The 25121-nt window shown below is 43.5% G+C and carries 17 protein-coding genes and 1 riboswitch; of the genes, 11 read left to right on the top strand and 6 right to left on the bottom strand.

Annotation, left to right across the window (positions count from 1 at the left end):
• The first annotated feature begins 156 nt into the window (after positions 1-156).
• From gltB to TV75_RS15840, 9 genes are all read left to right on the top strand, one after another.
• On the top strand, positions 157-4755 hold the full coding sequence (gltB, locus tag TV75_RS15880) for a glutamate synthase large subunit (RefSeq protein ID WP_044339778.1): 4599 nt from the start codon (positions 157-159) through the stop codon (positions 4753-4755).
• Positions 4756-4772: 17 nt separating this feature from the next.
• Entirely contained in the window at positions 4773-6260 is a 1488-nt protein-coding gene (locus TV75_RS15875; RefSeq protein ID WP_044339777.1) for a glutamate synthase subunit beta, read from the top strand.
• Positions 6261-6527: 267 nt separating this feature from the next.
• The gene (locus tag TV75_RS15870; RefSeq protein ID WP_044339776.1) at positions 6528-7574 is read left to right on the top strand and encodes an ArsR/SmtB family transcription factor; all 1047 of its coding nucleotides are present in this window, start codon (positions 6528-6530) and stop codon (positions 7572-7574) included.
• A gap of 12 nt (positions 7575-7586) precedes the next feature.
• Positions 7587-8501, top strand: a complete 915-nt coding sequence (locus TV75_RS21225; protein WP_052504582.1) for an ABC transporter permease subunit — start codon at positions 7587-7589, stop codon at positions 8499-8501.
• Positions 8498-9400, top strand: a complete 903-nt coding sequence (locus tag TV75_RS15860) for an ABC transporter permease subunit (RefSeq protein WP_044339775.1) — start codon at positions 8498-8500, stop codon at positions 9398-9400. Before TV75_RS21225 ends, TV75_RS15860 begins: the two co-directional genes overlap by 4 nt.
• A 165-nt stretch (positions 9401-9565) precedes the next feature.
• Positions 9566-11014, top strand: coding sequence for an N-acetylglucosamine-specific PTS transporter subunit IIBC (nagE, locus tag TV75_RS15855; protein ID WP_044339774.1), 1449 nt, complete (start codon positions 9566-9568; stop codon positions 11012-11014).
• 209 nt (positions 11015-11223) lie between these two features.
• On the top strand, positions 11224-11937 hold the full coding sequence (locus TV75_RS15850; RefSeq protein WP_044339773.1) for a DUF2161 domain-containing phosphodiesterase: 714 nt from the start codon (positions 11224-11226) through the stop codon (positions 11935-11937).
• Positions 11938-12049: 112 nt separating this feature from the next.
• Complete coding sequence (shc, locus tag TV75_RS15845; protein WP_044339772.1) at positions 12050-13918, top strand: squalene--hopene cyclase; 1869 nt, start codon at positions 12050-12052, stop codon at positions 13916-13918.
• A 115-nt stretch (positions 13919-14033) separates the two neighbouring features.
• Entirely contained in the window at positions 14034-14807 is a 774-nt protein-coding gene (locus TV75_RS15840) for an arylamine N-acetyltransferase family protein (protein ID WP_044339771.1), read from the top strand.
• A 17-nt stretch (positions 14808-14824) separates the two neighbouring features.
• On the opposite strand, the gene TV75_RS15835 is transcribed toward TV75_RS15840, so the two are convergent.
• From TV75_RS15835 to TV75_RS15815, 5 genes are all read right to left on the bottom strand, one after another.
• The gene (locus TV75_RS15835) at positions 14825-15031 is read right to left on the bottom strand and encodes a hypothetical protein (RefSeq protein ID WP_044339770.1); all 207 of its coding nucleotides are present in this window, start codon (positions 15029-15031) and stop codon (positions 14825-14827) included.
• A 94-nt stretch (positions 15032-15125) separates the two neighbouring features.
• Positions 15126-15377 carry a YuzF family protein gene (locus TV75_RS15830; RefSeq protein ID WP_253275552.1) on the bottom strand — a complete coding sequence of 84 codons (252 nt, stop codon included), beginning with the start codon at positions 15375-15377 and terminating at the stop codon, positions 15126-15128.
• Positions 15378-15512: 135 nt separating this feature from the next.
• Complete coding sequence (locus TV75_RS15825; RefSeq protein ID WP_253275551.1) at positions 15513-19589, bottom strand: S8 family serine peptidase; 4077 nt, start codon at positions 19587-19589, stop codon at positions 15513-15515.
• 296 nt (positions 19590-19885) lie between these two features.
• Positions 19886-21136 carry a helix-turn-helix domain-containing protein gene (locus tag TV75_RS15820; protein ID WP_044339768.1) on the bottom strand — a complete coding sequence of 417 codons (1251 nt, stop codon included), beginning with the start codon at positions 21134-21136 and terminating at the stop codon, positions 19886-19888.
• Between the two features lie 123 nt (positions 21137-21259).
• Positions 21260-21922, bottom strand: a complete 663-nt coding sequence (locus TV75_RS15815; protein WP_044339767.1) for a VC0807 family protein — start codon at positions 21920-21922, stop codon at positions 21260-21262.
• A 166-nt stretch (positions 21923-22088) separates the two neighbouring features.
• Here TV75_RS15815 and TV75_RS22395 point away from each other — a divergent pair, with 166 nt between their 5' ends.
• Complete coding sequence (locus TV75_RS22395) at positions 22089-22343, top strand: hypothetical protein (protein WP_437176718.1); 255 nt, start codon at positions 22089-22091, stop codon at positions 22341-22343.
• 115 nt (positions 22344-22458) lie between these two features.
• On the opposite strand, the gene TV75_RS15805 is transcribed toward TV75_RS22395, so the two are convergent.
• The gene (locus TV75_RS15805; RefSeq protein ID WP_044339765.1) at positions 22459-22932 is read right to left on the bottom strand and encodes an acyl-CoA thioesterase; all 474 of its coding nucleotides are present in this window, start codon (positions 22930-22932) and stop codon (positions 22459-22461) included.
• 149 nt (positions 22933-23081) lie between these two features.
• A riboswitch (cobalamin riboswitch) is annotated at positions 23082-23269 on the bottom strand.
• A 194-nt stretch (positions 23270-23463) separates the two neighbouring features.
• On the opposite strand from TV75_RS15805, the gene TV75_RS15795 reads away from it, so the two are divergent.
• A complete protein-coding gene (locus tag TV75_RS15795) occupies positions 23464-24975 on the top strand; it encodes a flotillin family protein (protein ID WP_044339763.1) in 1512 nt (503 codons plus the stop codon).
• Positions 24976-25121: the final 146 nt, after the last annotated feature.

Here is a 25121-nt window from a genome sequence, read left to right as displayed (position 1 = left end):
TTCAATTACATATATATTTGGAAAAATTCCTCTTTTCCCGTTAACTTAATTTTTCGTTTTTTCTAAATTTCATGATATACTAACGAAAATTAAGAAAATTTAATTAACCGGTTAATTATTCAAAAAATATACACGTTTAGTAGAGGAGGACATTGGATGAAAACGAATCTTCCTGTAGCGCAAGGCATGTATGACCCTGCGCAAGAACATGAAGCATGTGGAATTGGAATGATTGCTAATATTGATGGAACAAAGAGTCATAGCATCGTTCAAAATGCAATTAACATTCTATGCAACTTAGAGCATCGCGGAGGACAATCAGCTGATACAAGTACTGGGGACGGTGCAGGTATCCTTACCCAAATTCCTCATCATTTCTTCAAAAAGCAATGCGAGAAAGAAGACATCATCCTTCCCAGAAAAGGTGAATATGGGATTGGAATGGTGTTCCTTCCTGAAAATTATGAGAAGCGCATGAAGAGTAAAGAGATCTTTGAGCGCATCATTGAAGAAGAAGGTCAAAAGACACTGGGCTGGAGACCGGTTCCACTCAATGATTCCTTTGTAGGGAAAGTGGCATCGAAGTCGAAACCGTTCATTCGTCAAGTATTCATCGGCGTATCGGATGATATACAATCCCGGATGGATTTCGAGCGTAAGCTATATGTAATCCGTAAACGAATTGAAAAAGAAGTGGCAACTGTAGAAGGACAAGAGGATGTATATCTTTGTAGTTTGTCTTCCACGACCATCGTTTACAAAGGGATGCTCATTCCCGAGCAGCTGGATTCCTTTTATATTGACCTCAACCACCCTGAGTTCCGGTCAGCTTTAGCCCTTGTACATTCCCGCTTTAGTACAAACACTTTCCCAAGCTGGCAGCGATCTCATCCAAACCGATATACCATCCATAATGGAGAATTCAATACATTAAGAGGTAATGTGAACTGGATGCGCGCACGTGAGAAGCTGTGCCATTCAAGTGCATTTAAAGAAGAAGACCTGGAAAAAATCCTTCCTGTCATTGATGAGACAGGCAGTGATTCCTCTATGTTTGATAACTGCTTTGAATTCCTTCATTTATCAGGGAGATCCCTTGCTCACACGGCTATGATGATGGTACCGGAGCCTTGGGAAAACGATAACACGATCCATCCGAAGAAAAAGGACTTCTACGAGTATCATAGCTGTTTGATGGAGCCGTGGGATGGACCGGCAGCCCTTGTGTTTACAGATGGAAAACAGATAGGTGCCTGCCTGGACCGAAATGGACTGCGCCCGGCTCGTTACTATGTGACAAAGAACGGCATGATCGTCCTTGGTTCTGAAGTAGGGGCCCTGGATATTTTCGCCGATGACATTGTGTACAAAGATCGATTACAGCCAGGAAAAATGCTGCTTGTCGATCTGGAAAAAGGAAGAATCATTCCGGATGAAGAGATCAAGCTTCGCGTTGCTTCCGAGCATCCTTACAGACATTGGCTGGATAATAATAAATTTGAACTTGAGGATTTACCTGAAACGACATATGAACCTGTTCAACTGGATTCAGAGGAAGTCCTCTTACAGCAGCAGGCTTTTGGCTACACAAATGAGGAACTGAACAAAATCATTAAGCCGATGGTTACGGACGGGAAAGATCCGGTTGGCTCCATGGGTTATGATTCACCTCTTGCCGTATTGTCGAAAAAGCCACAGCTTCTTTATAACTACTTCAAACAACTATTTGCTCAAGTGACAAACCCGCCGATCGATGCGATTAGAGAACAGATCATTACATCTGTGGGAACAACGATCGGAGCAGAAGGAAACCTGGTTAACCCGGGTCCTGAAAGCTGCAGGCATATCCATTTAAAGTCACCGATTTTAACCGGTAGAGAGCTTGAAAAGCTACGTCATCAAAACGAAAAGGGTTTCAAAGCTGTTACTTTATCGATTCTATTTGATGTAACCGATGAAGAAAATCAGCTGGAAAGTACCCTGGATGCACTGTATGAAAAAGCTGACCAGGCCGTTGAAGATGGTGCGACACTCCTTATTTTATCTGACCGTGGAGTTGTGAAAGATAAGGCAGCCATTCCGGCACTCCTTGCCGTTTCAGGTCTGCATCATCACTTAATTCGCCAAGGAACGCGTACGACTGTCAGCATCCTTTTAGAATCAGGAGAACCAAGGGAGGTCCACCATTTCGCCACCCTGCTCGGATATGGTGCAGAAGCAATCAATCCTTATTTAGCCTATGAAACCCTGCGTGATCTGATCGACAAGGGTGAGTTGCAGGACACCACATACGAACAAGCGGTGGAAAGCTTTGTGAAATCAGGGACAGACGGTGTCATCAAGGTTTTATCTAAAATGGGGATATCCACGATTCAGAGTTACCGTGGAGCACAAATATTTGAAGCGGTAGGCATCCATAAAGATGTGATTGATAAATATTTCACCCGTACAGCGTCAAGACTCGGCGGGATCGGGATGGATATCATCGAAAAAGAAGTGTTGTTAAGACATCGAAAAGCGTTCAATGATCGAAAAGATAATCAACGCACATTGGAATCGGGAGATGAATTCCAATACCGTAAAAATGGAGAAGATCATGCGTACAATCCAAGTACGATTCACACCCTTCAACATGCATGTCGTACGAATAATTATGAGTTATTCAAAAAATATTCCAGCATGCTCACAGACGAAAAGCAGAATCTGCAATCTCTGCGCGGACTTCTTTCATTTAAAGAAACGAAGCCCATCCCGATTGAAGAGGTTGAATCAGTAGAAGAAATCTGTCGCCGATTCAAGACCGGTGCCATGTCGTTCGGATCCATCAGTCAGGAAGCCCATGAAGCATTAGCGATTGCCATGAATAAGATCGGGGGACGAAGCAACTCAGGTGAAGGCGGGGAACATCCAAGCCGCTTCACCCCGGATGAAAATGGGGATTCAAGACGCAGTTCGATCAAACAGGTAGCGTCAGGACGCTTCGGTGTAACAAGCCATTACCTGGTTAATGCGGACGAAATTCAAATCAAGGTAGCTCAAGGAGCGAAACCTGGTGAAGGCGGACATCTCCCTGGGAAAAAAGTATATCCTTGGGTTGCTGAAGTGAGGGGATCAACACCTGGAGTGGAATTGATTTCACCACCGCCTCATCATGATATCTATTCGATTGAAGACCTTGCCGAGCTGATTTATAACCTGAAGAATGCAAACCCGCAAGCACGCATCAGCGTAAAGCTGGTATCAGCTGTAGGTGTTGGAACGATCGCTGCAGGTGTGGCAAAAGGCCGGGCGGATGTGGTGCTGATCAGTGGATATGACGGGGGAACGGGTGCTGCACCGAGAACCAGTCTGAAACATACAGGATTGCCATGGGAGATCGGTCTTGCCGAAGCTCACCAGACCCTGTTACTGAATCGTCTTCGTGACCGGATTGTCGTCGAAACTGATGGGAAAATGATGACGGGCAGGGATGTTGTTGTTGCATCGCTTTTAGGAGCGGAAGAGTATGGATTTTCCACTGCACCGCTTGTTGTCCTTGGATGTGTCATGATGCGTGTTTGTCATTTGAATACATGTCCGGTCGGTATTGCGACACAAGACCCTGAGTTACGTAAAAAATACACAGGTGACCCTGAGCATGTAGCGAATTTCATGCGTTTTGTTGCCCAGGAAACAAGAGAGCTTATGGCTCAACTTGGTTTCAGAACGATCAATGAAATGATTGGCAGAACCGACATTCTTGAAGCAAACGAAGCAATTGATCATTGGAAGGGGAAAGGAATCGACCTCTCTGCTCTTCTGCATCAGCCCGATGTGCCTGAAAAGGTGGGCCGCTATGCGACAAGAAAACAGGATCACGAACTTGAGAAAACACTCGATTATCAAGAGCTGATTCCACGCTGCCGCCAAGCGATTGAAACGGGAGAACCGGTTGAATGGACGACAGCGATTCGAAACATTCACCGCGTAACCGGTACGATGCTTGGAAGTGAAATTACAAAACGTTACGGTGCAGAAGGCTTACCGGAAGATACAATCAAATTGACGTTTAAAGGATCTTCTGGACAAAGCTTCGGTGCCTTTATTCCAAAAGGTCTGACGCTGAGACTGGTCGGGGATTCTAATGACTTCGTAGGAAAAGGTTTATCAGGCGGGAAAATCATCGTTCATCCTGATCCAACCGCTACGTTCATTCCTGAACGAAACACGATCATCGGTAACGTTTCCTTCTACGGGGCGTCCGGTGGAGAAGCTTACATTTATGGAGTAGCCGGCGAGCGTTTCTGTGTCCGAAACAGTGGAGCGCAGGTAGTCGTTGAAAGTGTCGGGGACCATGGATGTGAATATATGACAGGTGGAAAAGTGGTTGTACTCGGTCTTACAGGCCGAAACTTTGCTGCAGGTATGTCAGGTGGAGTCGCCTATGTACTGGATGAAGATGAAAACTTCCGATCAAGATGTAACCAGGAGCTTGTCCTCGTTCAACCATTATTTGATCCGGAAGAAATGAAAGATGTATACGACATGATCGAGAAATACGTTCATTATACAAACAGCAACAATGGCAAGAAGATTTTAGCGAACTGGGATTCCTACGTGTCAAAATTTGTGCGCGTGATTCCGAAATCGTACCTCAAGATGAGAGAACGGATCAGTGAGCTTGAAAATAGTGGATTAGAAAAATTCGATGCCGAAATGGCAGCATTTGAAGAAGGTACAAAAGAAGAGAAAAAAGTGTTGGAACCAGCGAAATAAAGAGGGAGGGGGATATTATGGGAAAGCCGACTGGATTCATGGAATACAAAAGACAAACATTAGATGAGCGAAATCCAGCTGAACGAACGAAGGATTGGAACGATTACACCTCTCCTCTTTCGGAAGAAGAAGTCAAGAAACAGGGGGCGCGCTGTATGGATTGCGGCGTTCCTACCTGTCAGTCTGGAATGGAAATCAATGGAGCGACAACGGGTTGCCCCGTTTATCACTTAATACCGGAATGGAATGACCTTGTGTACCAGGGACAGTGGAAGGAAGCCCTTAAGCGTGAGCATCAGATGAACAACTTCCCGGAGTTCACTGGTTTTGCGTGTCCGGCACCCTGTGAAGGGGCATGCGTACTTGGAATCAATGAGCCGCCTGTAGCGATCAGAACAGTGGAGCGCTCGATCATCGAAAAAGGGTTCGAAGAAGGCTGGGTCATTCCGGAACCTCCCGAATACCGCACCGGTAAAAGGGTGGCGGTCGTGGGATCAGGTCCTGCAGGATTGGCCTCTGCTGCCCAATTGAATAAAGCAGGCCACCTTGTGACTGTTTTCGAAAAAAATGACCGTGTAGGCGGATTATTGACATATGGCATCCCGGAAATGAAATTACCTTATTCAGTCGTGAAGCGGCGAGTCGATATTCTAGAAGAAGAGGGCATTGAATTCGTTACGAATACGGAGGTCGGGAAAGACTACACAGTCGAAAACCTGCGTGAAAACTTTGATGCGGTAATCCTTTGCGGGGGAGCTGCCGTTCATCGTGACATCCAAGTGGATGGGCGGGATTTGAAAGGCGTTCACTACGCAATGGAGTTCCTTCATGCGAATACAAAAAGCTTATTGGATTCTGACCTGAAAGACGGAAACTATATTTCTGCTGAAGGGAAAAACGTCATCGTCATCGGTGGAGGAGATACAGGTACAGATTGTTTAGCGACTTCTGTAAGGCATAATTGTAAAAGCCTCACTCAGTTTGATATCTATGATAAAAAGGGTGCCATGCGTGATGAAGTCGGCAACCCTTGGCCGCAATATCCGGTCATTCACCGGGTGGAGTACGGTCAAAAAGAAGCAGCAGAAGTACTTGGAGAAGATCCACGTGCGTACGCTGTCATGACCAAGAAGTTTGTCGGTGACGAGCATGGTCATATCAAGGAAGTTCATACGGTTAATGTAAAACTTCGTTATGACGAGGCTGGAAACAAGATCCGCGATGAAATTCCTGGAACAGAAAAAGCATGGCCAGCAGACCTTGTCCTTCTGGCTATCGGATTCAGTGGTCCGGAACAAGATCTGATCAAAGAACTTGAAGTCGAAACAAACAGCAATTCCACCGTTAAAGCAGAATACGGTAAATACCTGACCAACGTCGATGGAGTCTTCGCTGCAGGAGACATGCGCCGAGGCCAAAGCCTTATCGTCTGGGCCATCAACGAAGGCCGAGAAGCAGCCCGCGAATGCGACCGCTACCTCATGGGCACAACTGAATTACCTTAATAGAGAACGAGGGACGGACCTCCGTCGGGCTTGATGCCTGACGGGGGTTTTTTTGCGTGTTTAAAGAGGGACGGACCTCCCTTACGACCCATCCGCCACCACCAACCCCCATAACCACACCATTTCTTATATCGAACTCCAAGGTCCGTCCCTCAAACCAAAAAAACACTCTTGACAAATGCCTCCATATACCGTAAGTTTTGTTTAATTTATCCAGTTTTAGAATTTGATTAGGTGAATAACGAATCAGTTAGAGGTGGAGTCCTTATGGGTATTGAAATTGTGTTTTCACCATTTAATGAATTGGTGGCAAGTTTGCATGTGTTGTGTAATCCTGTCCATCATCCTTATCGCAGGAAGTGGGCGACGGACACAGAGGCGTTGCTTTCACAAGAAATGGTCTCTGATATTCGCATGATTGGATCGTTGACCTATGAGTGGTTGTATCTAATGAACATCCGCAACGAATACAAGCTTAATGAGTCCTCTACAGAAGAAGCTATCGAATTTATTTGTTCCATGCCTGATGAAGCATTCGTTTTTTATATGCTGGGAGAGCAGTACAGGGTCGAATCGCTTCAAGGCTGGAGGAAAGATAACCGTATGTCGCCGCTGAACCATCATCAAAAAGATTTGCTGAAACATCCGAAGCAGTGGAAGGATCATATTCACCAGATCCTTTACGAATACAACGAAAAGATTTTCCAACGGGAATTGTTCCGGATACAGCCCTGGATTACGGGGGCATCCGCCACTTTCCAGCAAAAGCTTGATCAGTCTTCTCTCGATGCACTGAATGAGCTCCATCCTGATGTTACACTAAAAGGGTCGACCATTAAGGTGCAAAAGGGTGAGACGTATCGTTTTTCGTTAAAAGAATATTCCAATCTCACACTGCAGCCATCCACCTTCATTACCCCTCATGTCATGCTTGGTGTATATCCTGGAAGCCTTTTCTTGGGATTGCACGTCGCGGTACCTGAGACTGAAGCGTCGAATGATGAGCCACCCATAGATTTAGTGCTTATGTTAAAAGCCTTGGGGGAAGCAACAAGATTAAAGATCTTGCGGGATGTTTTGATGCATCCATACAGCACAAAACAGCTTGCGGAAAAACATGACCTGGCTGAAGCGACCATCTCCAGTCACATCAAAACTCTCCAAAAGTCCGGGCTTGTGAAGAGTGAGCGGAAAGGCTATTACATTTTTTATTCAGGAAACAGAGAGAAAATGGAGTCGCTGCGGGCGGACCTTAGTCAGTTCATCTCGCTGCCTTTATTAGAACAATTTATATATGAGTCTGATTTAACATAAGGGGTTATGTTCATGGTGAAATTCATTAAAGAAGTGGGACAATATGGATTGACGTGCATAGGCATCATTCTCCTACTGGCTTCTCCTGCATTGATTGGGGGCTTAAAGACCTTTACATCAACTATCCTAACGATCCTGATGGATATTTTGCAGCCGCACACACTTTCATATTATGTACATTCGGAAACCAGATCCTACGCCAGAATGCCTGAAGCGAGGTCCGAGGAATTCCATCAGCAGGTGGTCACGATGGACTTGTTTCCCTATATAACAGATTCCTATTTTTATAGTTTATCCTTACTTCTGGGAAGCTTCATATTAGCCTTATTAATTGCCGCAATGGCGAGTTTGATGTATATCCATCTTCATCCTTTTTTGAAGAAAATGACGCTTGCCACTGTAGGGATTCTTGAATCACTTCCAGACGCCTTCTTTATATTTAGCATTCAATTATCTGTTGTGTGGTTCTACAAACAGACAGGGGTTGAACTTGCAGCAGCCTATTCCACCAGCGCTAAACCGGCTTATCTTTTACCACTATTAACCTTAAGCATCGTCCCGGGCATATATCTCCTTAAAATCAACCTTCTTTTCATGAAGGAAGAGATGGAAAAGGATTATGTACTCTTTGCAAAATCAAAAGGGATTTCCGATGCTGCCATTTCGTTCCACCACATTTTTAAAAATACGGTCATGGAGTGCCTGGCACATTTACCCGTCATCACCCTTGTCCTGCTTACAAATCTCGTGGTCCTCGAATTCCTGTTTCATAGCAGCGGGATCATGACCTTTATCATGGGAGATCAGCCTGCGGCATCGAGGGCTATCATGCTGATCCTCTTAATGACACCACTTTTTATAGTGATAAAAGGTACAATCCACTACCGGCAGCGATTTTATGGAACGAAGGGAGGAGGGAAAGGTTGAAATCATCAAGGGTGCTTCCAGCATATCTACTCGCTTTGCTTTTTCTCGTGAGCGTCATCTGGCCATTTGTAAAAGAAGAACCCGTCCCCAAGCCATTTTTGTATGACGAAAATGGTGCAGTGGTGGATACTACTCCATACCCGCCTTCGAGCTTATATTTGCTTGGAACGGACCGGGAAGGAAGGGATCTATATTATTTGTTGGTGATCGGGGCGAAGTGGACAATGATATTTGCATTCATTGTCACCGCTTTTAGGATCATCCTTGCGACTTTTCTGGGAGTATGGCTTAAAAACTGGCTTACTTCACCCTGGGTAGAAGGGTTTCTCCAGGCATTCACCTTCGTCCCCCAGTCCCTGATAGCAATTATCTGGCTGGCACCTTTTTTACTGTATGAGTTGAGGAGTGCTCCTTCGCTGACACAGCCCCAATCAATTTTTTTACAGCTCTTTGTCCTCACTATAGTAGGTGTACCGACTACAGCAAAAATGGTCGGGGAAACGGTAAGGATTATTCACGCATTTGATTTCATGGATAGTGCACGTGTGCTGGGTGGATCTTCCTATCATCGTGCAAGAAGACATGTTTTTCCCCACCTCCTCCCGAGACTCATCATTTTGTCAGGCAGGCAGCTCGTACAGGTTCTCACTCTCCTGTTGCATCTCGCTATTTTTCATATTTTTATAGGAGGGACCGTCATTACTTCGGGACAGGAGCATGATCAGTTCAACGTTTATTCCAGTTCGACGTATGAATGGGCAGGTTTGATCGGAAGTCGATACGGAGAGTTGTTGTTGGAGCCCTATATTGTGTTGTTTCCTGTTATGGCTTATTCTTTTTTGATTCTGCTGGTCAACACGGTGGTCAATGATTTAGAGAAATCCAATAAAAATCCCTGAGTACAAAGGCTCTAACTATGGAACAAGTAAGTGAAAATAAGTATGAAAGGTCACTATATACACTTCTAAAAAATCCGGTATAGGAATATTGTCTACTGTAAGAGTTTTGTCCAAGGGACGCACTTATATTTTACAAAAATTGAAGACTGATAGGGGGAAAACAAAATGATGAAATATCTTCAGCGTATTGGTCGTTCGTTGATGCTTCCGGTTGCCGTTCTGCCGGCCGCCGCGATTCTGATGGGGATCGGGTATTGGATCGATCCGACTGGTTGGGGTGCGGATAGTCCGATTGCAGCTTTCTTAATCAAGGCGGGCGCTTCGATCATTGATAATATGTCGATTCTGTTTGCGGTCGGGGTGGCGCTCGGGATGGCCAAAACAAAGGATGGTTCTGCAGCCCTGAGCGGGTTGGTCGCTTATCTCGTTATTACAACACTCCTTTCAACGGACTCAGTTGCACTGCTTCAAGGTGTGGATGCCGCATCGGTCAATCCTGCATTTGAGAAAATCGGTAATCAGTTTGTCGGAATTCTGTCAGGGATCGTTGCGGCAGTTATGTACAATCGATTCAGTTCTGTGAAGCTTCCGGATGCACTCGCTTTCTTTAGCGGAAAACGATTGGTTCCGATCATGTCGGCGATTGCCATGCTGGTTGTATCAGGCGTGATGCTGTTCGTTTGGCCGGTCATCTACACTGCCCTGGTTTCATTCGGGAAGGAAATCAGCGGGCTCGGCTTCACGGGTGCTGGTTTATATGGCTTCTTTAATCGATTATTAATTCCTACAGGATTGCATCATGCTTTGAATTCCGTATTCTGGTTCGACGTTGCCGGTATTAATGATATCGGGAACTTCTGGTCAGGTAAGGGTGAAAAAGGTGTGACGGGAATGTATCAGGCTGGGTTCTTCCCGGTCATGATGTTTGGTCTTCCTGCAGCGGGGCTTGCCATCTATCATGCTGCAAAACCAAGTAAGAAGAAGCAGGTGGCATCACTGATGCTGGCTGCCGGTTTTGCTTCCTTTTTCACAGGAGTGACTGAGCCTCTCGAGTTTGCCTTCATGTTTGTGGCACCTGCCCTTTATGTAGCGCATGCGGTCCTGACAGGGTTATCCCTGGCCATTGCCTCCTTCTTTCAATGGACGGCAGGATTTGGCTTCAGCGCAGGATTCGTCGATTTCATCCTGAGCTCAAGACTTCCGTTAGCGAACCTTCCGTATATGCTTCTCATACAAGGTGTCGTATTTGCCCTTCTCTACTATTTCTTGTTCCGTTTCATGATCGCGAAATTCAATCTTATGACACCGGGGCGTGAAGAAGACAGCGAAGAAGCCGTCGGGGAGAGTGCAACAGCTCATACTCAAAGCGAAAAGTTTGCCGTGATGGCAACGGAGATCTATGCAGGACTCGGCGGAGATGAAAATGTAACATCCGTTGATAATTGTATAACAAGATTGAGAGTGGAAGTGAAGGACATGGATGCCGTGGATCAGGCGCGAATCAAAGCGACAGGAGTTCCTGGCATTCATGTGGTCGGGGAAAATAGCATTCAAGTGATTGTCGGGACGTCGGTGCAGTTTGTGGCTGATGAGATTGAGAGGATTAGAGGATAGAAAGGGAAGGGGATTTGTCGTTTTTTGTAGAATGTCAGATAGTATCATGAATATGGCTGTCTATTTTTCAATCGGCAGATAAAGCAATTCCAATGCTTTCCCCAATTCCAATAACAGGAGTTGGGGTCTCTTTTTCTCCCAAACTGCAAAAATCTCTCGAATAGTCTATACTTTACCCTATAGAATTCTTTCCCAGGAAGGTTTGTACCATGAAGAAACTTAAAGAATCGGATCTCTATCAACCGATCCAAAAACATTTTCACAAACAGGGATACCAGGTGAACGGTGAAGTGAACGATTGTGATGTGACTGCCTTTAAAGAAGACGAACTCGTGATTGTGGAATTGAAGCTCTCATTGAATGTCGAGCTTCTTATTCAAGCGACAAAGCGTCAGAGACTCACAGATCTTGTCTACATTGCAATCCCGAAACCGAAGCGTCCCCGGTCAAAGCGGTGGAATGATGTCTGCCACTTGGTCCGCAGATTGGAGCTTGGTCTGATCACCGTTTCGTTTACTACGAAAACGCCAAAGCTTGATTTTGTCATTCATCCAGAAACCTTTGACCGGAGTAAGAGTATGAAGAACAGTAAGCGAAAAAGGGCGGCTCTTGTAAAGGAAATCGAAGGGCGCAGTGCAGATTACAATGTAGGCGGAAGTAATAAGACGAAAATTATGACGGCTTACAAGGAAAACTGCATTCAGATAGCCTGTTACTTAGAAAAACACGGGCCAATGTCACCGAGGAACTTAACTAAGTTGGGCACGGGTGCGAAAACCCCATCCATTCTTCAGAAGAATTATTACCGCTGGTTTGAGCGGGTGAAAAGGGGAGTCTACCAGCTAACGGAGCAAGGAAAGTCGGAGCTGGAGAAGTATCCCGAACTCGTAAGCTATTACTTAAAGAAAATAGAAGAACAATAGAAAGAGCCTGACTCCTGAAACCGGGAAGCAGGCTCTTCTTTGCATCTCACTACTAGTACCCGCATTCTTCACATATACATAAAAGCAGAGCAGATATCGGGAGGATAGGTCTATGAAAAAGAAGATTGAGAATACGATTCATAAACTGGTGAGTGATCTTCAGGATAAACAGAACGCAGAAGGAAGTTGGTCCTTCTGCTTTGAAAATAGCGTGATGACAGATGCGTATATGATCATTCTCCTGCGTTCACTTGACATGCATGATGAAGAGCTTGTGGGACGGCTGGTGAATCGACTGTGGAAGCTGCAGACAAGGGAAGGGACATGGAAGCTTTTTGAAGATGAAAAGGAAGGAAATCTGTCTTCAACGATTGAAGCCTACTTTGCACTATTGTATAGCGGAACGGTAAAGGACGATGATAAGAGACTTGAGAAAACCAAACATTTTATAGAAAAAAAGGGTGGCTTAAACGATGCGCACTCGATTACTAAATTTATGCTTGCGATTAATGGACAATATGATTGGAAGCATTTGCTTCCGATCCCCATCGAGTTTCTAATGATCCCGAAACAATTCCCCTTGAACTTTTGGGATCTCAGCAGCTACGCACGAGCCCATTTGGCACCACTATTGCTGCTGAAAGACCAGCAGTTCTCGATAAAAATGAACGGCATACCACAAATAAAGCATCTGTCCCGCAGATCACATGAAGTAAATTACAGTGATAGGGAGCTGAAATTATTTTCGAAAATCAACGAGGGCCTGCAGTCCTTGATAAATATTCCATCCCACCTTCATCAACAGGGCCGGCAGTTTGCCCAGCAGTACATGCTTCAACGGATTGAACCAGATGGAACGTATCTGAGTTACTTCAGCACAACCTTTTATATGATTTATGCCCTGTTGGCTTTGGGATACAAGAAGGGTGATCCCATCATTATAAAGGCTGTTCAGGGTTTGAAAAAGATGGCATGCGAAACGGAGAAAGGCATTCATCTTCAGAATTCTCCCTCCACCGTGTGGGATACAGCACTGATCAGCCATGCTATCCAGGAAGCGGGTGTGAATGCAGGAGACCATTCCATAGAGAAGGCGGTGGAGTACCTCCTTAAGAAACAACATTTTCGTTATGGAGATTGGGCGATGGAGAGTGGCATAAAGCCTGGAGGGTGGGGCTTTTCTGAGAGCAACACCATTCACCCCGATGTGGATGATTCGACGGCGGCTCTCAGGGCCATTACCTATTCAGCTGCAGAAAGTCCACTAATCCGGCAATCATGGGACCGTGGGATTGAATGGGTGATTGGTATGCAAAACCGTGATGGAGGCTGGCCGGCTTTTGAAAAAAACAAGACGAAACCCCTTCTCACTTCTTTTCCAATGGACGGGGCAGAGGCAGCGGCAATCGATCCATCAACCCCTGACTTAACAGGCAGAGCACTGGAATTCCTGGGCAGCCGGGCAGGATTGAACAAGGATCATCCACAGGTGAAAAGAGGGGTTCAGTGGCTGAAACTGATGCAAAAGGACGATGGCTCATGGTATGGGCGATGGGGTGTCTGCTACATCTATGGAACATGGGCGGCCATCACGGGAATGAAAGCAACCGGAGTTCCTTCTTCTGATAAACATATCCAAAGAGCGAAAGCATGGCTGGAAAGAATTCAACACAAAGACGGGGGCTGGGGAGAATCCTGTTACAGTGATCAGGAGAAAAAATACGTGCCTCTTCCCTTCAGTACCCCCTCACAAACCGCATGGGCACTGGAATCTCTCATCTGTATCGAAGACAAACCAACCCCTGCGATCGACCTGGGCATCATGGCGCTTCTCGATTTAATAAACGGAACATCAGATGACCCATCCAAAACGTATCCCACGGGAGTCGGTCTTCCAGGACACTTCTATATACACTACCATAGCTACCGGTGGATATGGCCCTTGATTACACTAAGCCGGTACAAAGAGAAATACGGGTGAGGCCCATCCCTTATTAAGATTGTTTTGGAAGTGTTTTTCTTGAAATTCTACATTGAATAGAGTAAAAAATAGTTAACAGATAGGAGAATCTCTTTTTAGAAATGGAGGGCTCACCATCAGCGATTTAAATACATTATTTCGTAAAAGGATCCATTATCCAACCAAAGCAAAAATCACCTTTCAACAATTAAATACCATTTTAGAAGAAACAGCTAAAAACATCCCATTCGAAAATCTATGCGTTATCGAAGATACATTCACCGACCTTACCAAAGAAAATCTAATGAATAAAATGCTCGTGAAGAACGAAGGTGGTCTATGTTATGAATTGAATACATTGCTTTATTTATTTTTGATCGAAAATCGATTTGATGCGGTTCTCGTTCGTGGAGTCGTCTACAATCATGATAAAAAGCAGTACCAGACGTCAGGAAGAACTCATGTGCTCATTCTAGTCACACATAAGGATACAACCTATGTGATTGATACAGGTTTTGGAGGGAATCTCCCGTTAAAACCAGTGCCGTTATCGGGAGAAGCTGTCGTTTCTTCAAATGGGGAGTTTAGAGTCAAAAAGGCCGACAGTCCCTATGGAGATTATATTTTTGAAATGAAATTAAAACATAAGCATTCGGAATGGAAAACAGGATATGCTTTCGATTCAAGTGATCACATAAAGGATGTCACTCAATTGAATGACATCCAAACGATTATTGCCAACCATTCAGATTCCCCTTTTAACAAGCATCCATTGCTGACAAAACGGACTGATAACGGGAATGTAACGTTAACCGATACGTCCTTTACACATTGGAAGGATGGAGAGATGACGAAAGAGGAAATCGATCACGAGGGATATAAAAAATTACTGACAATGTGGTTTAAATAATAAGCATAAAAAAAGACTCAGAAAAAATCTGAGTCTTTTTTTTTACTTACCGAGTATTTCCAAAACTCCTTTATAAGGAAAAGAGAGAATATAAGAATTGCTAAAATGCCAATTACGTCCGTTACCGGAGCGATGCTCGCTAAAAACGTTCCTGCTAAAGGAGCTTTCAATAATGCAAATCCGGATAAAATACCAGCTACCAACAAAAGAATAAAACGATCCATTCTGTCATGCCTCCTCTCAGGGTAGTATATGTCTGAGGGATGTGTAAGTTGAGCCCAAGATTCCCGATGTTGTCTTAATGGGCAAATGGACTATTTACACAGGCATTATGGAGACGATCTGTTGAATTCTCACGAAAAATACAGAGTCACCGGCTTTAAGGGCAATATGATCCGGTTGAACCTCGATCAAGTCGCCTCGAATCGTGTCTTTCGTGGTCTCCACAATGAGCATTTTTCCCAAAACGGACTGCAGTCTCCTGACGACGAATGGATCAATCAAAGTGGTATAGGAAGTATTTACATTCATGCCCTGGTTACGATCATAAGGCTGATAATAGCTATACATGAAGCACTCTCCTTCACGATGAAGTTTTTAAGTTATCTCTTCATTTGTATGTAGGAAGGGTGGTTTGTAGTATTCAAAGCAGAAAGGAATGGACCCTGGTGGATGAGGGCCCATTCCTATAATTCTGGCAGATATTTAGTTCAGTCCTAATTCCTCTAAAATCGAATCCAATGTTTTTCCGTCAATTGATTCAACTGGACCAGGAGCATCCTTAATATGCTCATTCTGTAACAGATAGTTCTCTTGAACAAACTTCATATCATTCGCATCCACCACTTCATCGAAATTGATGTCGGCAGCACGATCGTTTGTGTTCCAGGCATCCTGAATGGCAATGGCATCATGGATGTCGATGACATTATCCTGGTTTACGTCTCCTCCAACGGGTTTCATATTGCTCACTCTATGATATTTTCCATAAAGCTCTCCATTGTATTCATATCCGATTTTCTCATTATTCTTCTTAGTTAAGAAGTGACCGGGAAGTGTTATGGTTATTTCATAAGGGTCTTTATTTAACGGAAGTTTCTCGATGGAGTACTCACCATTATCCGTGATGGAAGATGGAATAAAGACGTCCCCAGTAGAATTTTTGAATTCTACGTTTGCACCTGCTTTTTCCCAATCCTTTTTGGCATTGTAGCCATTACCGGTATCGAATCCTTCAGGGCTTACGAATCCCTTGATTGAATTAAAGTCAGGATTTACAGTGAATCCAGCACCAGCATGCAATAGGTTCATCGTTTCATTGTTAGAATTTGTTACGGTTACTGTTGGATCCAGAACGTCTTGCTTAGTGAACACTTCATCTTGAAGCTTTACTTGCACATCAACAATTGTGCTATGGTCGAATGATTGAACAGGTTCGTTGAACGTTACTTTGATTTGATTTCCTTCAAGTGTCAAGGACGCTTTATCTGAAAATTCCCGGGATAGTTGGGCATCGATCACTTCCGGATTTTTTCCGTAGTAATCTTTAAATGTCCATGTGGCTTCCTTTGCATCCTCAACATTATCAAGTACTAAGGCTGCCTTTACGGTTTCACCTGTTACAACGGTATCGACTTCGGTTTGCAGATATGCATTCGGTGTGCCTTCTTTAATGAAGAAATAGTTCTTCTCTGGAGTGTTGTTTCCGGCCATATCATACCCCTTCATTCTAAAGTTGAGGGCATCCACGTTCTCGTTCATTGCGATTTCTTCGACGAACTTACCGCTCTCATCCATATAAAGAGGGGAGGAAGGGAATGGTGAATTCCAATAATAAATCATAAAGTTTTTAGATTGATCTGCGTCGATTCCTTCTTCTTTCATGTCTTCAATAAGTGGATCTGTAATTTCAATCTCAAAAGGATACGTTTCCTGACCTGGTTTATATTCAAGGAACGGAGACTCACCATCCAGAGAACTCTTGAACGAAGGACCTTCAATGTCAATATAGAAATGCTCTGTTTTTGTTTTTACTTTACCCTTTGGATCTTTCATCGCATACTTGATTTTATAGTGACCCGGTTTAGCGATGCTCATTTCTTTTGAAACGGGATTTTTTTTATCGCCTGTAAATGCGAAATAGCCACCTTGGAAAGCCCTTAATAAGTAGTCGTTATCCAGCAGGGCACCCTGTAAACCAATGGTACCGATCAATCCCAGATCTTCACCTGTTTCTCCATCCTGCAGGATCACGTCCATGCTTTCCATCGGTGAACTCAGGTTGAACTCAACCAGTGCCCAAGGATAGCGGAATGGATCATAACCATGCGTATAATGTGGAGAAGCATAGGTAGGGGATAACAATTCAAGTGTATTAAAACCTTCCTCCGATCTCTTCACACTAAATGGCACACGGTAGCTTTCTGTTTTGTCAGCTCGGTTCGTCACGACAAAGTATCCCTCGTAAATCCCTTTCGCAGCAGTTTTTGGCATTGTCAGGAAGAGATTTGAAGATTTTTTGTTACCTCCGTTCACCATAATGGACTTGTCTGAAGTCACTTCAACGCCATTTTCCTTGAGACTTTGGGTGCCTTCCTGTACATTCTCTTCAAAGGTAATGTCAAAGGTTTTCTTTTCATCACTGTTATTCGTAATTTCAAAGCTTTTTTGTACGCGGAGGTGATCCCCTTCGGCCACTACCTGATTTCCAAAGCTCAATCCCCCAGTTGGGTTATCGATTGCAATCAGTTCTTCTCCGTTAGGAAGTAGCGTCTTGTCTTTTATTTGGATTTTTGTCTGACTGTGAAGAGCTTGGTACGGATCCACTCTTCCTGCACCAACCTCAAATACGCTGTAATCTCCCTTCAAAGGATCAGATGAGTTCATGAGTATCGTTTTAATATCAGCTGGCTCGAGATCCGGATTCTCTCCTAAAAGTAAAGCTGCAACTCCCGCTGTGAAAGGAGAAGCCATCGAAGTTCCCGAAAGTCTTGAGTAAGCATACTGATAGTCCGCCGTGTTCTCAGGATCGATCATATAAGAAGGGAAAGTCGATAGAACACTGACCCCGGGAGCGACTACTTCAGGTTTCATATCCAAGCTTTTGTTTACTGGACCCCTTGAACTGAAATCGGCTAACTGGTCACCCTCTGTAAAGCTTTCTTCTAAGTTCGTAAACGTGAAGCTTGATGTGCCACTTTCGATTGCTGCTTTTAATTCTTCCCCGGCAGCCTTTGTCATCGAGAAGGCCGGTACGTAATGGGCAGATTCGCCAAGGTTATATCCTACATGACCTTCTGCATTGTTGTACATAATCACGGCTTTGGCACCATGTTCCTTGGCAAATTTCACCTTGTCATTCAAGGCAAAATTTCCTCGCTGAACAAAAGCGACCTTACCTTCTACGTTTTTATTCTCATAGTCTGCTTCATACCCTAGGCCAACATCTACTAGTTCTAGTGATTGATCTTCAAAACTATCGAAGGTGTGAGCGAATCCCCTAGCCATACTCACAATACCGGTTGACCAGCCATCTGGCGTTTGACCGGTAAAAGTGGTTTGGGAAACGGGGACATCACTCGCCCCGACTGTCAAAGCCAAAGCTGCTGTACCAGGAGAGCCAAGGGTGAAGTCATTTGGTCCTGCATTCCCTGCTGAAACAACGGCCGTCACACCATTTAATACGGCATAGTTAAGAGCGGTACTAGTAGGATAATAAGGATCATTGACACCTGCTCCCAATGATAGGTTGATGACATCCATACCATCTTGAACCGATTTCTCAATTCCTGCAAGGACGTCTTCCGTGTAACCACTTCCGTAAGGACCAAGGACACGATACACATATAGGTCTGCATCCGGGGCAACACCTTCTACCGATACTTCACTATCATTCTCGTTTTGTCCTACAATGGTTCCGGATACATGAGTACCATGAGAAGTATAATAGGAATTTCCCGTATAACTGAACTCTGGTTCACTCGTACTCTTCCAATCTTCATACGTTGCCTCCATTGGGTCTGCATCATCGTCAACAAAGTCATATCCACCTTTGTAGGCATCTTTTAAATCAGGGTGGTTATAGTCGACACCTGTGTCAATGACTCCAACTTTGATTCCGTCTCCTGTGATTCCTTCCTTATGTAATTCATCCACCTTTAAATAAGGAATGCTTTCAACGGATGTCGTAATTTCACGGTCGACATCATCAGGAAGGTCTTGTTGAACCGGATCGACTGTATAGGAATGGTTTTTAAATATAGCTTTGACTGCTTTGGAGTTAAGCAGCAGCTCGACTTGATCGGCAGGAAGCGTCATCGCCACACCGTTATATGCTTCTTTATAGGTTTCAGTGATTTTCGGCTCTATCTTCTTTCCTTTTACAAGACTGGGAGATAGATGTTTCGCAACATCTTCTTTAAACATCTTATGTTCTTTATCCACCTGGGCTTTGGCGTCTTCTTTCTTTACCGTTTTTCCTTTTACTGCAGCTTCTAGTACAGCTACATGCCCAGGTTTGGATTGAAATTGAACAATGACGGAAATCTCTTCAGAGGATGCCAATTCATTCGGTTGAAATCCTTGGAGACCCTCGGCGTTATTTAATTCCAGTTGATGCAGGGCTTGTCTTTGCTCTTCTGTCAAAGAAGATAAAATCGTTTCTGCTTTCCAATCCGCAGCCGTAGCTGTTGGAGAGGAGTAGCCCGATACGGGGGATAAGAGTAATCCAGTGGATAATGCAATCACAGCTGATTTCTTTGCGATGGAAGATCCATTCATCATTTCTACCTCTTTTCTGTAGTGTTGGATACATAATTCGAAATATTATTACAATTTGTATTGTAAATTGTAAGCGGGGATGTTTGTATGGGGGTTTATACATGGTCTATTTAACTACTCATTGTTCTGGATTTGATTATTTATCTTCTGATTTTGAGGAGGGAGTAGGAGAAAAGTAGTGAAAAAAGGGTATTGAGTTGGGGTTGTTGATACACCAAGTAGGGTCACTCAACAGTCAACGAGAAATCAGCCAGAAAAAAATGATAAAAGGGAACCTCCTTTTATCATTAACCGCGTCATCACTCTAATTCATAATAGCTTATTTCATTGGACATTTTATCGGATGCAAGTTTGAATCCTTTGTCTGTCTGCCCGGCTTTTACATAATATAAAAATAGTTGTCTTTCATAATGCTGATACATCAACCTACTCCCCGTTTTGTTGAAATGGGGGAGGGCTGTATTTTCAATATACTCATATAATTCTTGTTCATTTCCTTTTATCGTAAGTAAATATATTTCAAAGAATACGTAGGTGGGATCCTGATGCTGAGTTGCCATTTTCAGGCCTTTTGTCGCTAATTGATTGAGCTCTTCAGAAGAAAGCAGATCCCCTTTCAGACAAGCCAGTATATATCCGCTAAGTGTGACTAGATAATGGGAAGCTGGGGTATCTTCATTGATAAGTTTTAATGCTTTTTCATAGGATTCTTTTGATTCAGAATATCGTTTTCTCCTAAAATATTCAAATCCCAGATTGTTGTGGATTTTATGTGCCCTTTCCTTGGAATTAACGGATTCACAGACTCTGAGGAGCTTATCGTACTGTTGTTTGGTTTCTTCCATATCAAAGGGTTCTTTGGCATTCAATTGGATTAAAATCAACGTTTCAGAATCGATAACCCTAAGGATATTCAGTGTTTTTTGGAAAAAACGCAAAGCTCTTTGCCCATAATAATAGGCAAAAGTGTTTGAATGAATGGAATGATAGGCTAATGCCAGATGAAAATAATATTCGGAGTTCGGATATTCATCGTCAATCTGTTTTAAAACTTTGATGCAAGAGTTAAACTGCCTTGTTGAATGATGATAGATTCCCTTGACATGCAGCAATAAATTCTGTTCGAAAGGGGAAAGAGAGTAGTTTTTATGTTCGAACATGTCCAGTATTTCTTTTGCTTTTCCAAGTTTATTAAAAAAAAGATAATATCTTGCCAATAATAGGTTGTAGTGAACAAAAAAGTCGGAAAGAAATCGTAAGGGCTCTTTTTCAATTTCTTTCTTTAATCGATCGATGTCATTCGTCCGAATCATAATGATGGCATCGTTCCACTCTGACAACTTCACCTGCAGGGAATGATAGCGGGAACGTTCTGCTTCCATATCGATTCCGAGCCTCCTCGCAAGTAAATCAGTGATTTCACTGGAATACTCTGTGATCCCTCTTTCGATTTTACTGAGATGTGTGGTAGAGCAGATCCCCTGTGCAAGCTGCTCCTGAGTCAAACCCGAATCTTCACGATGAAATTTAATTAATTTACCTTCGATCATACTACACCCCAAATGAACTATTTTATTATCCATTATAGGAAATATCTTCTCTGTATTCTATAGGTTACGAACAAGACGGAGGTCTGAAGGCAATAACATCCAAATCCAATAGTAGCTGAGCTCCTAAACTGATTTTTTCTCTTCCTCATTAAATTCCATCTGCACTTCTTTTACTAATTGGGGCGAATTCTGTATGATTTTCCCGATATAAATGAAACCAGCCACGGTAATCCCGGTCATAATCCAGCTAAAGGCTTGTCTGATTATTATCCCTTTATCGAATGCTTCAACTCCGTACTCCAGAATAAGCCATGCTTTAACAATTGCCAGAATCCCACTTCTCAAGGCAAAACATAGAGTGATGAATTGAAAAATCCGATAGAGAGGCTTTTTATAATAGAGTCGCTTACAAAAGGTACGGTCGTATCCTTGAAGTTCTGCGAAATCAAGTCCAAAGAAAAGGGAAATCGGTTTTCGGAACAACATGGTGAAGAAGAAAAATAAACTTAAAGCAGCGGCATAGTATACATTATTCCATAGGAGTTGGATGGAGGAACCAGCCAGTACGTCAATCAGAGTACCGACAATCAGCGTGACTAGAATGAACAAACCAAACGTGTTTACTTTCTTCATTTCGATAAAACGATAAACCGTATAGATGATCCCTGGAACAGAAGAGAGGAGCATAGCATAATAATCCCCAATGTAATCCCTCATGATATTCCAAACGAAAAGAGGTATTGCTACATAAATCAATAAGTCCAGTAAGACAAAATTCCTATTCAATTTTATCCCTCTTCCTTTTATTTACTAATACTATTCATACGGACAAGAATAGAAGAAGTTTCACAATAAGAGTTGATTTTCCAATTATTACCCAATTTCTCGTTGGTTAGTGATATGATGATTGGAGATTTAAAAATTTTTGTGAGGAGGAACTCTTTTGATACCGATTATTTTCACAATCATCCTTCTTATCTCACTGTGCTTCTCCATTTTTTATGTAGTGAAGAAAAGGAAAACAGCAGGTATTACCGGATTTAAGACAGCTTTAACCTCCATCTGTTTTTTTATGATTGCAATAGTGAACCTATTTGCTTACTGGTTAGGGTTCAGGGGAATTATCAGTTGGTTTCTAACCATAGTCTTCCTATTTTTAGGAGCGTATTTTACTAAATATATGGTGCCATATAGAACGGAGAATTAGAGGGAAAAGGAGTTTTTTCTGATAATCTTATTTAGTAGACTCGACTTTATAAACACTCAGAGGGTAAAAACTCTGAGTGTTTTTGTAGTCTAAATCGTCAACAATTACGGACTGTTTACAAAATAAGCGCACGATTTTTTCTATGCTCTTTTCTTAAAGGGGCCGTCTTGAAAAGCCGCACTTCTTCTTCCGTTTGTGGAATGACCTTTGGAACCGGCTTCGGTTTTCCATTTTCATCAACGGCCACCATCGTCAGGAATGATTCAGTCGTCAGTGTTTTGACACTCGTTACGAGATTCGTAGAGTACACTTTTACATACACTTCCATTGATGTTCTGCCTGTGGAAGTGACGTATGCCTCAAGGCTTAGAGCATCGCCGACAGTGGCGGATGACAAGAAGTCGACGGAGTCAATCGATGCCGTGACGACGACTGAGCTGGAGTGCTTCATTGCTGATAGTGCAGCAATTTCATCAATATAGGAAAGGATCTTTCCTCCGAAAATCGTTTGCATATGATTGGTGTCTGGTGGCAATACCAATTTTGTTTGTATGGTTTTTGAACGCTCTACCGAATAAGCTTGTTCCATTTTCTCATCTCCCAGTTTAATTTCTGAAATAAAAAAAGCATCTTCCTTTGAAAAGAAGATGCGGCTATTCCAGGTAAACGTTCTGAGTACTGTAATTCCTCTTGTGACGTCTCATTAGCGCAACACCCTCCTATCTCCCGTAGGAACTTCTGTGTTCTTCCCATTTGGCAGGTCTCCTGGCTCAGCGTCAGCGATTTCGCATTCCTTCCCATTTCGATTGGAAACAGTGGATGCATACGAATTCTCAGCTTTACAGTGGCGGGACCGCGTTGGACTTTCACCAACTTCCCTTTTAAGAAGATGAACTGATCATCTTCACCAATGAGCAATGTATAAATTGTGAACGCTTTTATTTTATCACAGGAATGAGAAGGAAGGGCTAGGTATTAATGGATTTAAATTAGAAAATTTACCTAAATATTGAAACTTTTCTACAACTATTCCGTAGATGATAGTGTAGCTAGCAATTTTATTAAATAATAAATCGGTTGTTTGACTGATTTATAGAAAAGATTGAGAGGGGTTGTCAGAATGCTAGGATCGTTAAGTATCATCGGATTTTTCATGTTCCTCATTCCTGTTCTGGTTATTGCCGCTATTGCAGGGATCGCGTATTATTTCTGGATGAGGTTCCGCTATCGTACAGCGAGATCCAACCAGGCACTGATCATTACCGGACCGAAACTGGGGGATCCTGAAAAGGAAACGAATATTTTCACCGACCAGGAAGGGCGTTCCATGAAAATAATCAGGGGTGGTGGGTACAGGTTAAGACGTTTCCAAACATCCACACCTGTTAATCTAACAAGTTTCCAATTAAAGCTATCGACACCGAGAGTGTACACAAATGGCGGAGTACCAATCGTTGCAGACGCAGTGGCCATGGTGAAGGTGGCCGACACATTAAACGGGATTGCCAACTACGCCGAGCAGTTCCTTGGTAAGGACCAAAAAGAAATTGAAGATGAAATCATCGAAGTGCTGGGAAGTAATCTTCGTGCGATTCTTTCTAAGATGACTGTTGAAGACATCAACAGCAACCGTGAGAAATTTAACGCTGACGTTTCGGAAATTGCCCAGAAGCAGCTGGATCTCATGGGCTTCAAAATTACGTCACTCGGGTTGACTGATATAAGGGATGCAGACGAAGAAAATGGCTACTTGAAAAATCTTGGTCGTCCACGTATCGCCGAGGTTCGCAAGCAAGCTGAAATTGCAGAAGCAAACACCGAGCGAGAAACCCGTATTCACCGTGCCCAAACCGATCAGGAAGCGAAAGAAGAAGAATACAAGCGTCAAATCACGATCGCCGAATCCAAAAAAGAAAAGGATATTAAAGACGCATCCTTCAAAGAAGAAACAGAGCGGGCAAGAGCGAAATCCGAACAGTCCTATGAGCTGGAAAAAGCTAAATTAGCCAAGGAAGTGAAGGAAGAAGAATTAACGCTTCAATTCCTCGAGCGAGAACGTGCAGTCAAGCTTGAAGCAGAAGAGTCAAAAGTGCGTAAAACAAAAGCCGATGCCGAATACTACGAAACCACTCGTAAAGCGGAAGCTGAAGCTCGGAAGGCTGAAATTGACGGGGAGGCGAAAGCCAAGATCCGCAGGGAAGAAGGTTCTGCCGAAGCCGATGTTATCAGGGAACGTGGTAAGGCGGAAGCCGAATCCCGTAAACTGCTTGCTGAAGCAATGGAGAAGCATGGAGATGTCATCATTACTGAGAAACTAATCGAAATGCTGCCAGTTTTCGCAGAGAAAATTGCCCAGCCGCTTAACAACATCGAATCCGTTAAGATCATTGATTCCGGTAATGGCCAGGGAGTCCCTTCCTTTGGGAAAAGCATCACAAGAACGATGCTTGATATGCAGGAACCATTGCGTGAGATGACAGGCATCGATGTAGGTGAATTACTGAAGTCATATGCAAACCGAACCCACGAGAGACCTTATCAGCCAGCGATCTCTGAATCAGCTGACAAGGAAGTCGCAGTGACGAACGAAAAGGAAGAAACAGACGTAAAAGAAGAGAGTCAAAGTAAATAAAGTGAAGGAGATGTCTCGGGTGTATGGAGACATCTCTTTTTTTGAATGGGATAAAATGAGTGCCAGGCACGGAATGTTGATTCTGTGCCTGGCACTTATTGTTATGACAACTGTACCAGGTACAAATAGGATAAATTGTACCTGGT

It is taken from the genome of Rossellomorea aquimaris (genome assembly GCF_000935355.1).
GTDB lineage: Bacteria > Bacillota > Bacilli > Bacillales > Bacillaceae_B > Rossellomorea > Rossellomorea aquimaris_B.
Note: the sequence above shows the minus strand (reverse complement) of the source record. Positions and strands in the feature narration are given on the sequence as shown.

Coding starts and splice junctions, on each gene's coding strand:
- shc (WP_044339772.1), top strand. CDS start 12,050: ATGAAAAAGAAGATTGAGAATACGATTCATAAACTGGTGAGTGATCTT.
- TV75_RS15875 (WP_044339777.1), top strand. CDS start 4,773: ATGGGAAAGCCGACTGGATTCATGGAATACAAAAGACAAACATTAGAT.
- gltB (WP_044339778.1), top strand. CDS start 157: ATGAAAACGAATCTTCCTGTAGCGCAAGGCATGTATGACCCTGCGCAA.
- TV75_RS15795 (WP_044339763.1), top strand. CDS start 23,464: ATGCTAGGATCGTTAAGTATCATCGGATTTTTCATGTTCCTCATTCCT.
- TV75_RS15850 (WP_044339773.1), top strand. CDS start 11,224: ATGAAGAAACTTAAAGAATCGGATCTCTATCAACCGATCCAAAAACAT.
- TV75_RS15870 (WP_044339776.1), top strand. CDS start 6,528: ATGGGTATTGAAATTGTGTTTTCACCATTTAATGAATTGGTGGCAAGT.
- TV75_RS15805 (WP_044339765.1), bottom strand. CDS start 22,932: ATGGAACAAGCTTATTCGGTAGAGCGTTCAAAAACCATACAAACAAAA.
- TV75_RS15820 (WP_044339768.1), bottom strand. CDS start 21,136: ATGATCGAAGGTAAATTAATTAAATTTCATCGTGAAGATTCGGGTTTG.
- TV75_RS15830 (WP_253275552.1), bottom strand. CDS start 15,377: ATGTATAGCTATTATCAGCCTTATGATCGTAACCAGGGCATGAATGTA.
- nagE (WP_044339774.1), top strand. CDS start 9,566: ATGATGAAATATCTTCAGCGTATTGGTCGTTCGTTGATGCTTCCGGTT.
- TV75_RS15825 (WP_253275551.1), bottom strand. CDS start 19,589: ATGATGAATGGATCTTCCATCGCAAAGAAATCAGCTGTGATTGCATTA.
- TV75_RS21225 (WP_052504582.1), top strand. CDS start 7,587: ATGGTGAAATTCATTAAAGAAGTGGGACAATATGGATTGACGTGCATA.
- TV75_RS15835 (WP_044339770.1), bottom strand. CDS start 15,031: ATGGATCGTTTTATTCTTTTGTTGGTAGCTGGTATTTTATCCGGATTT.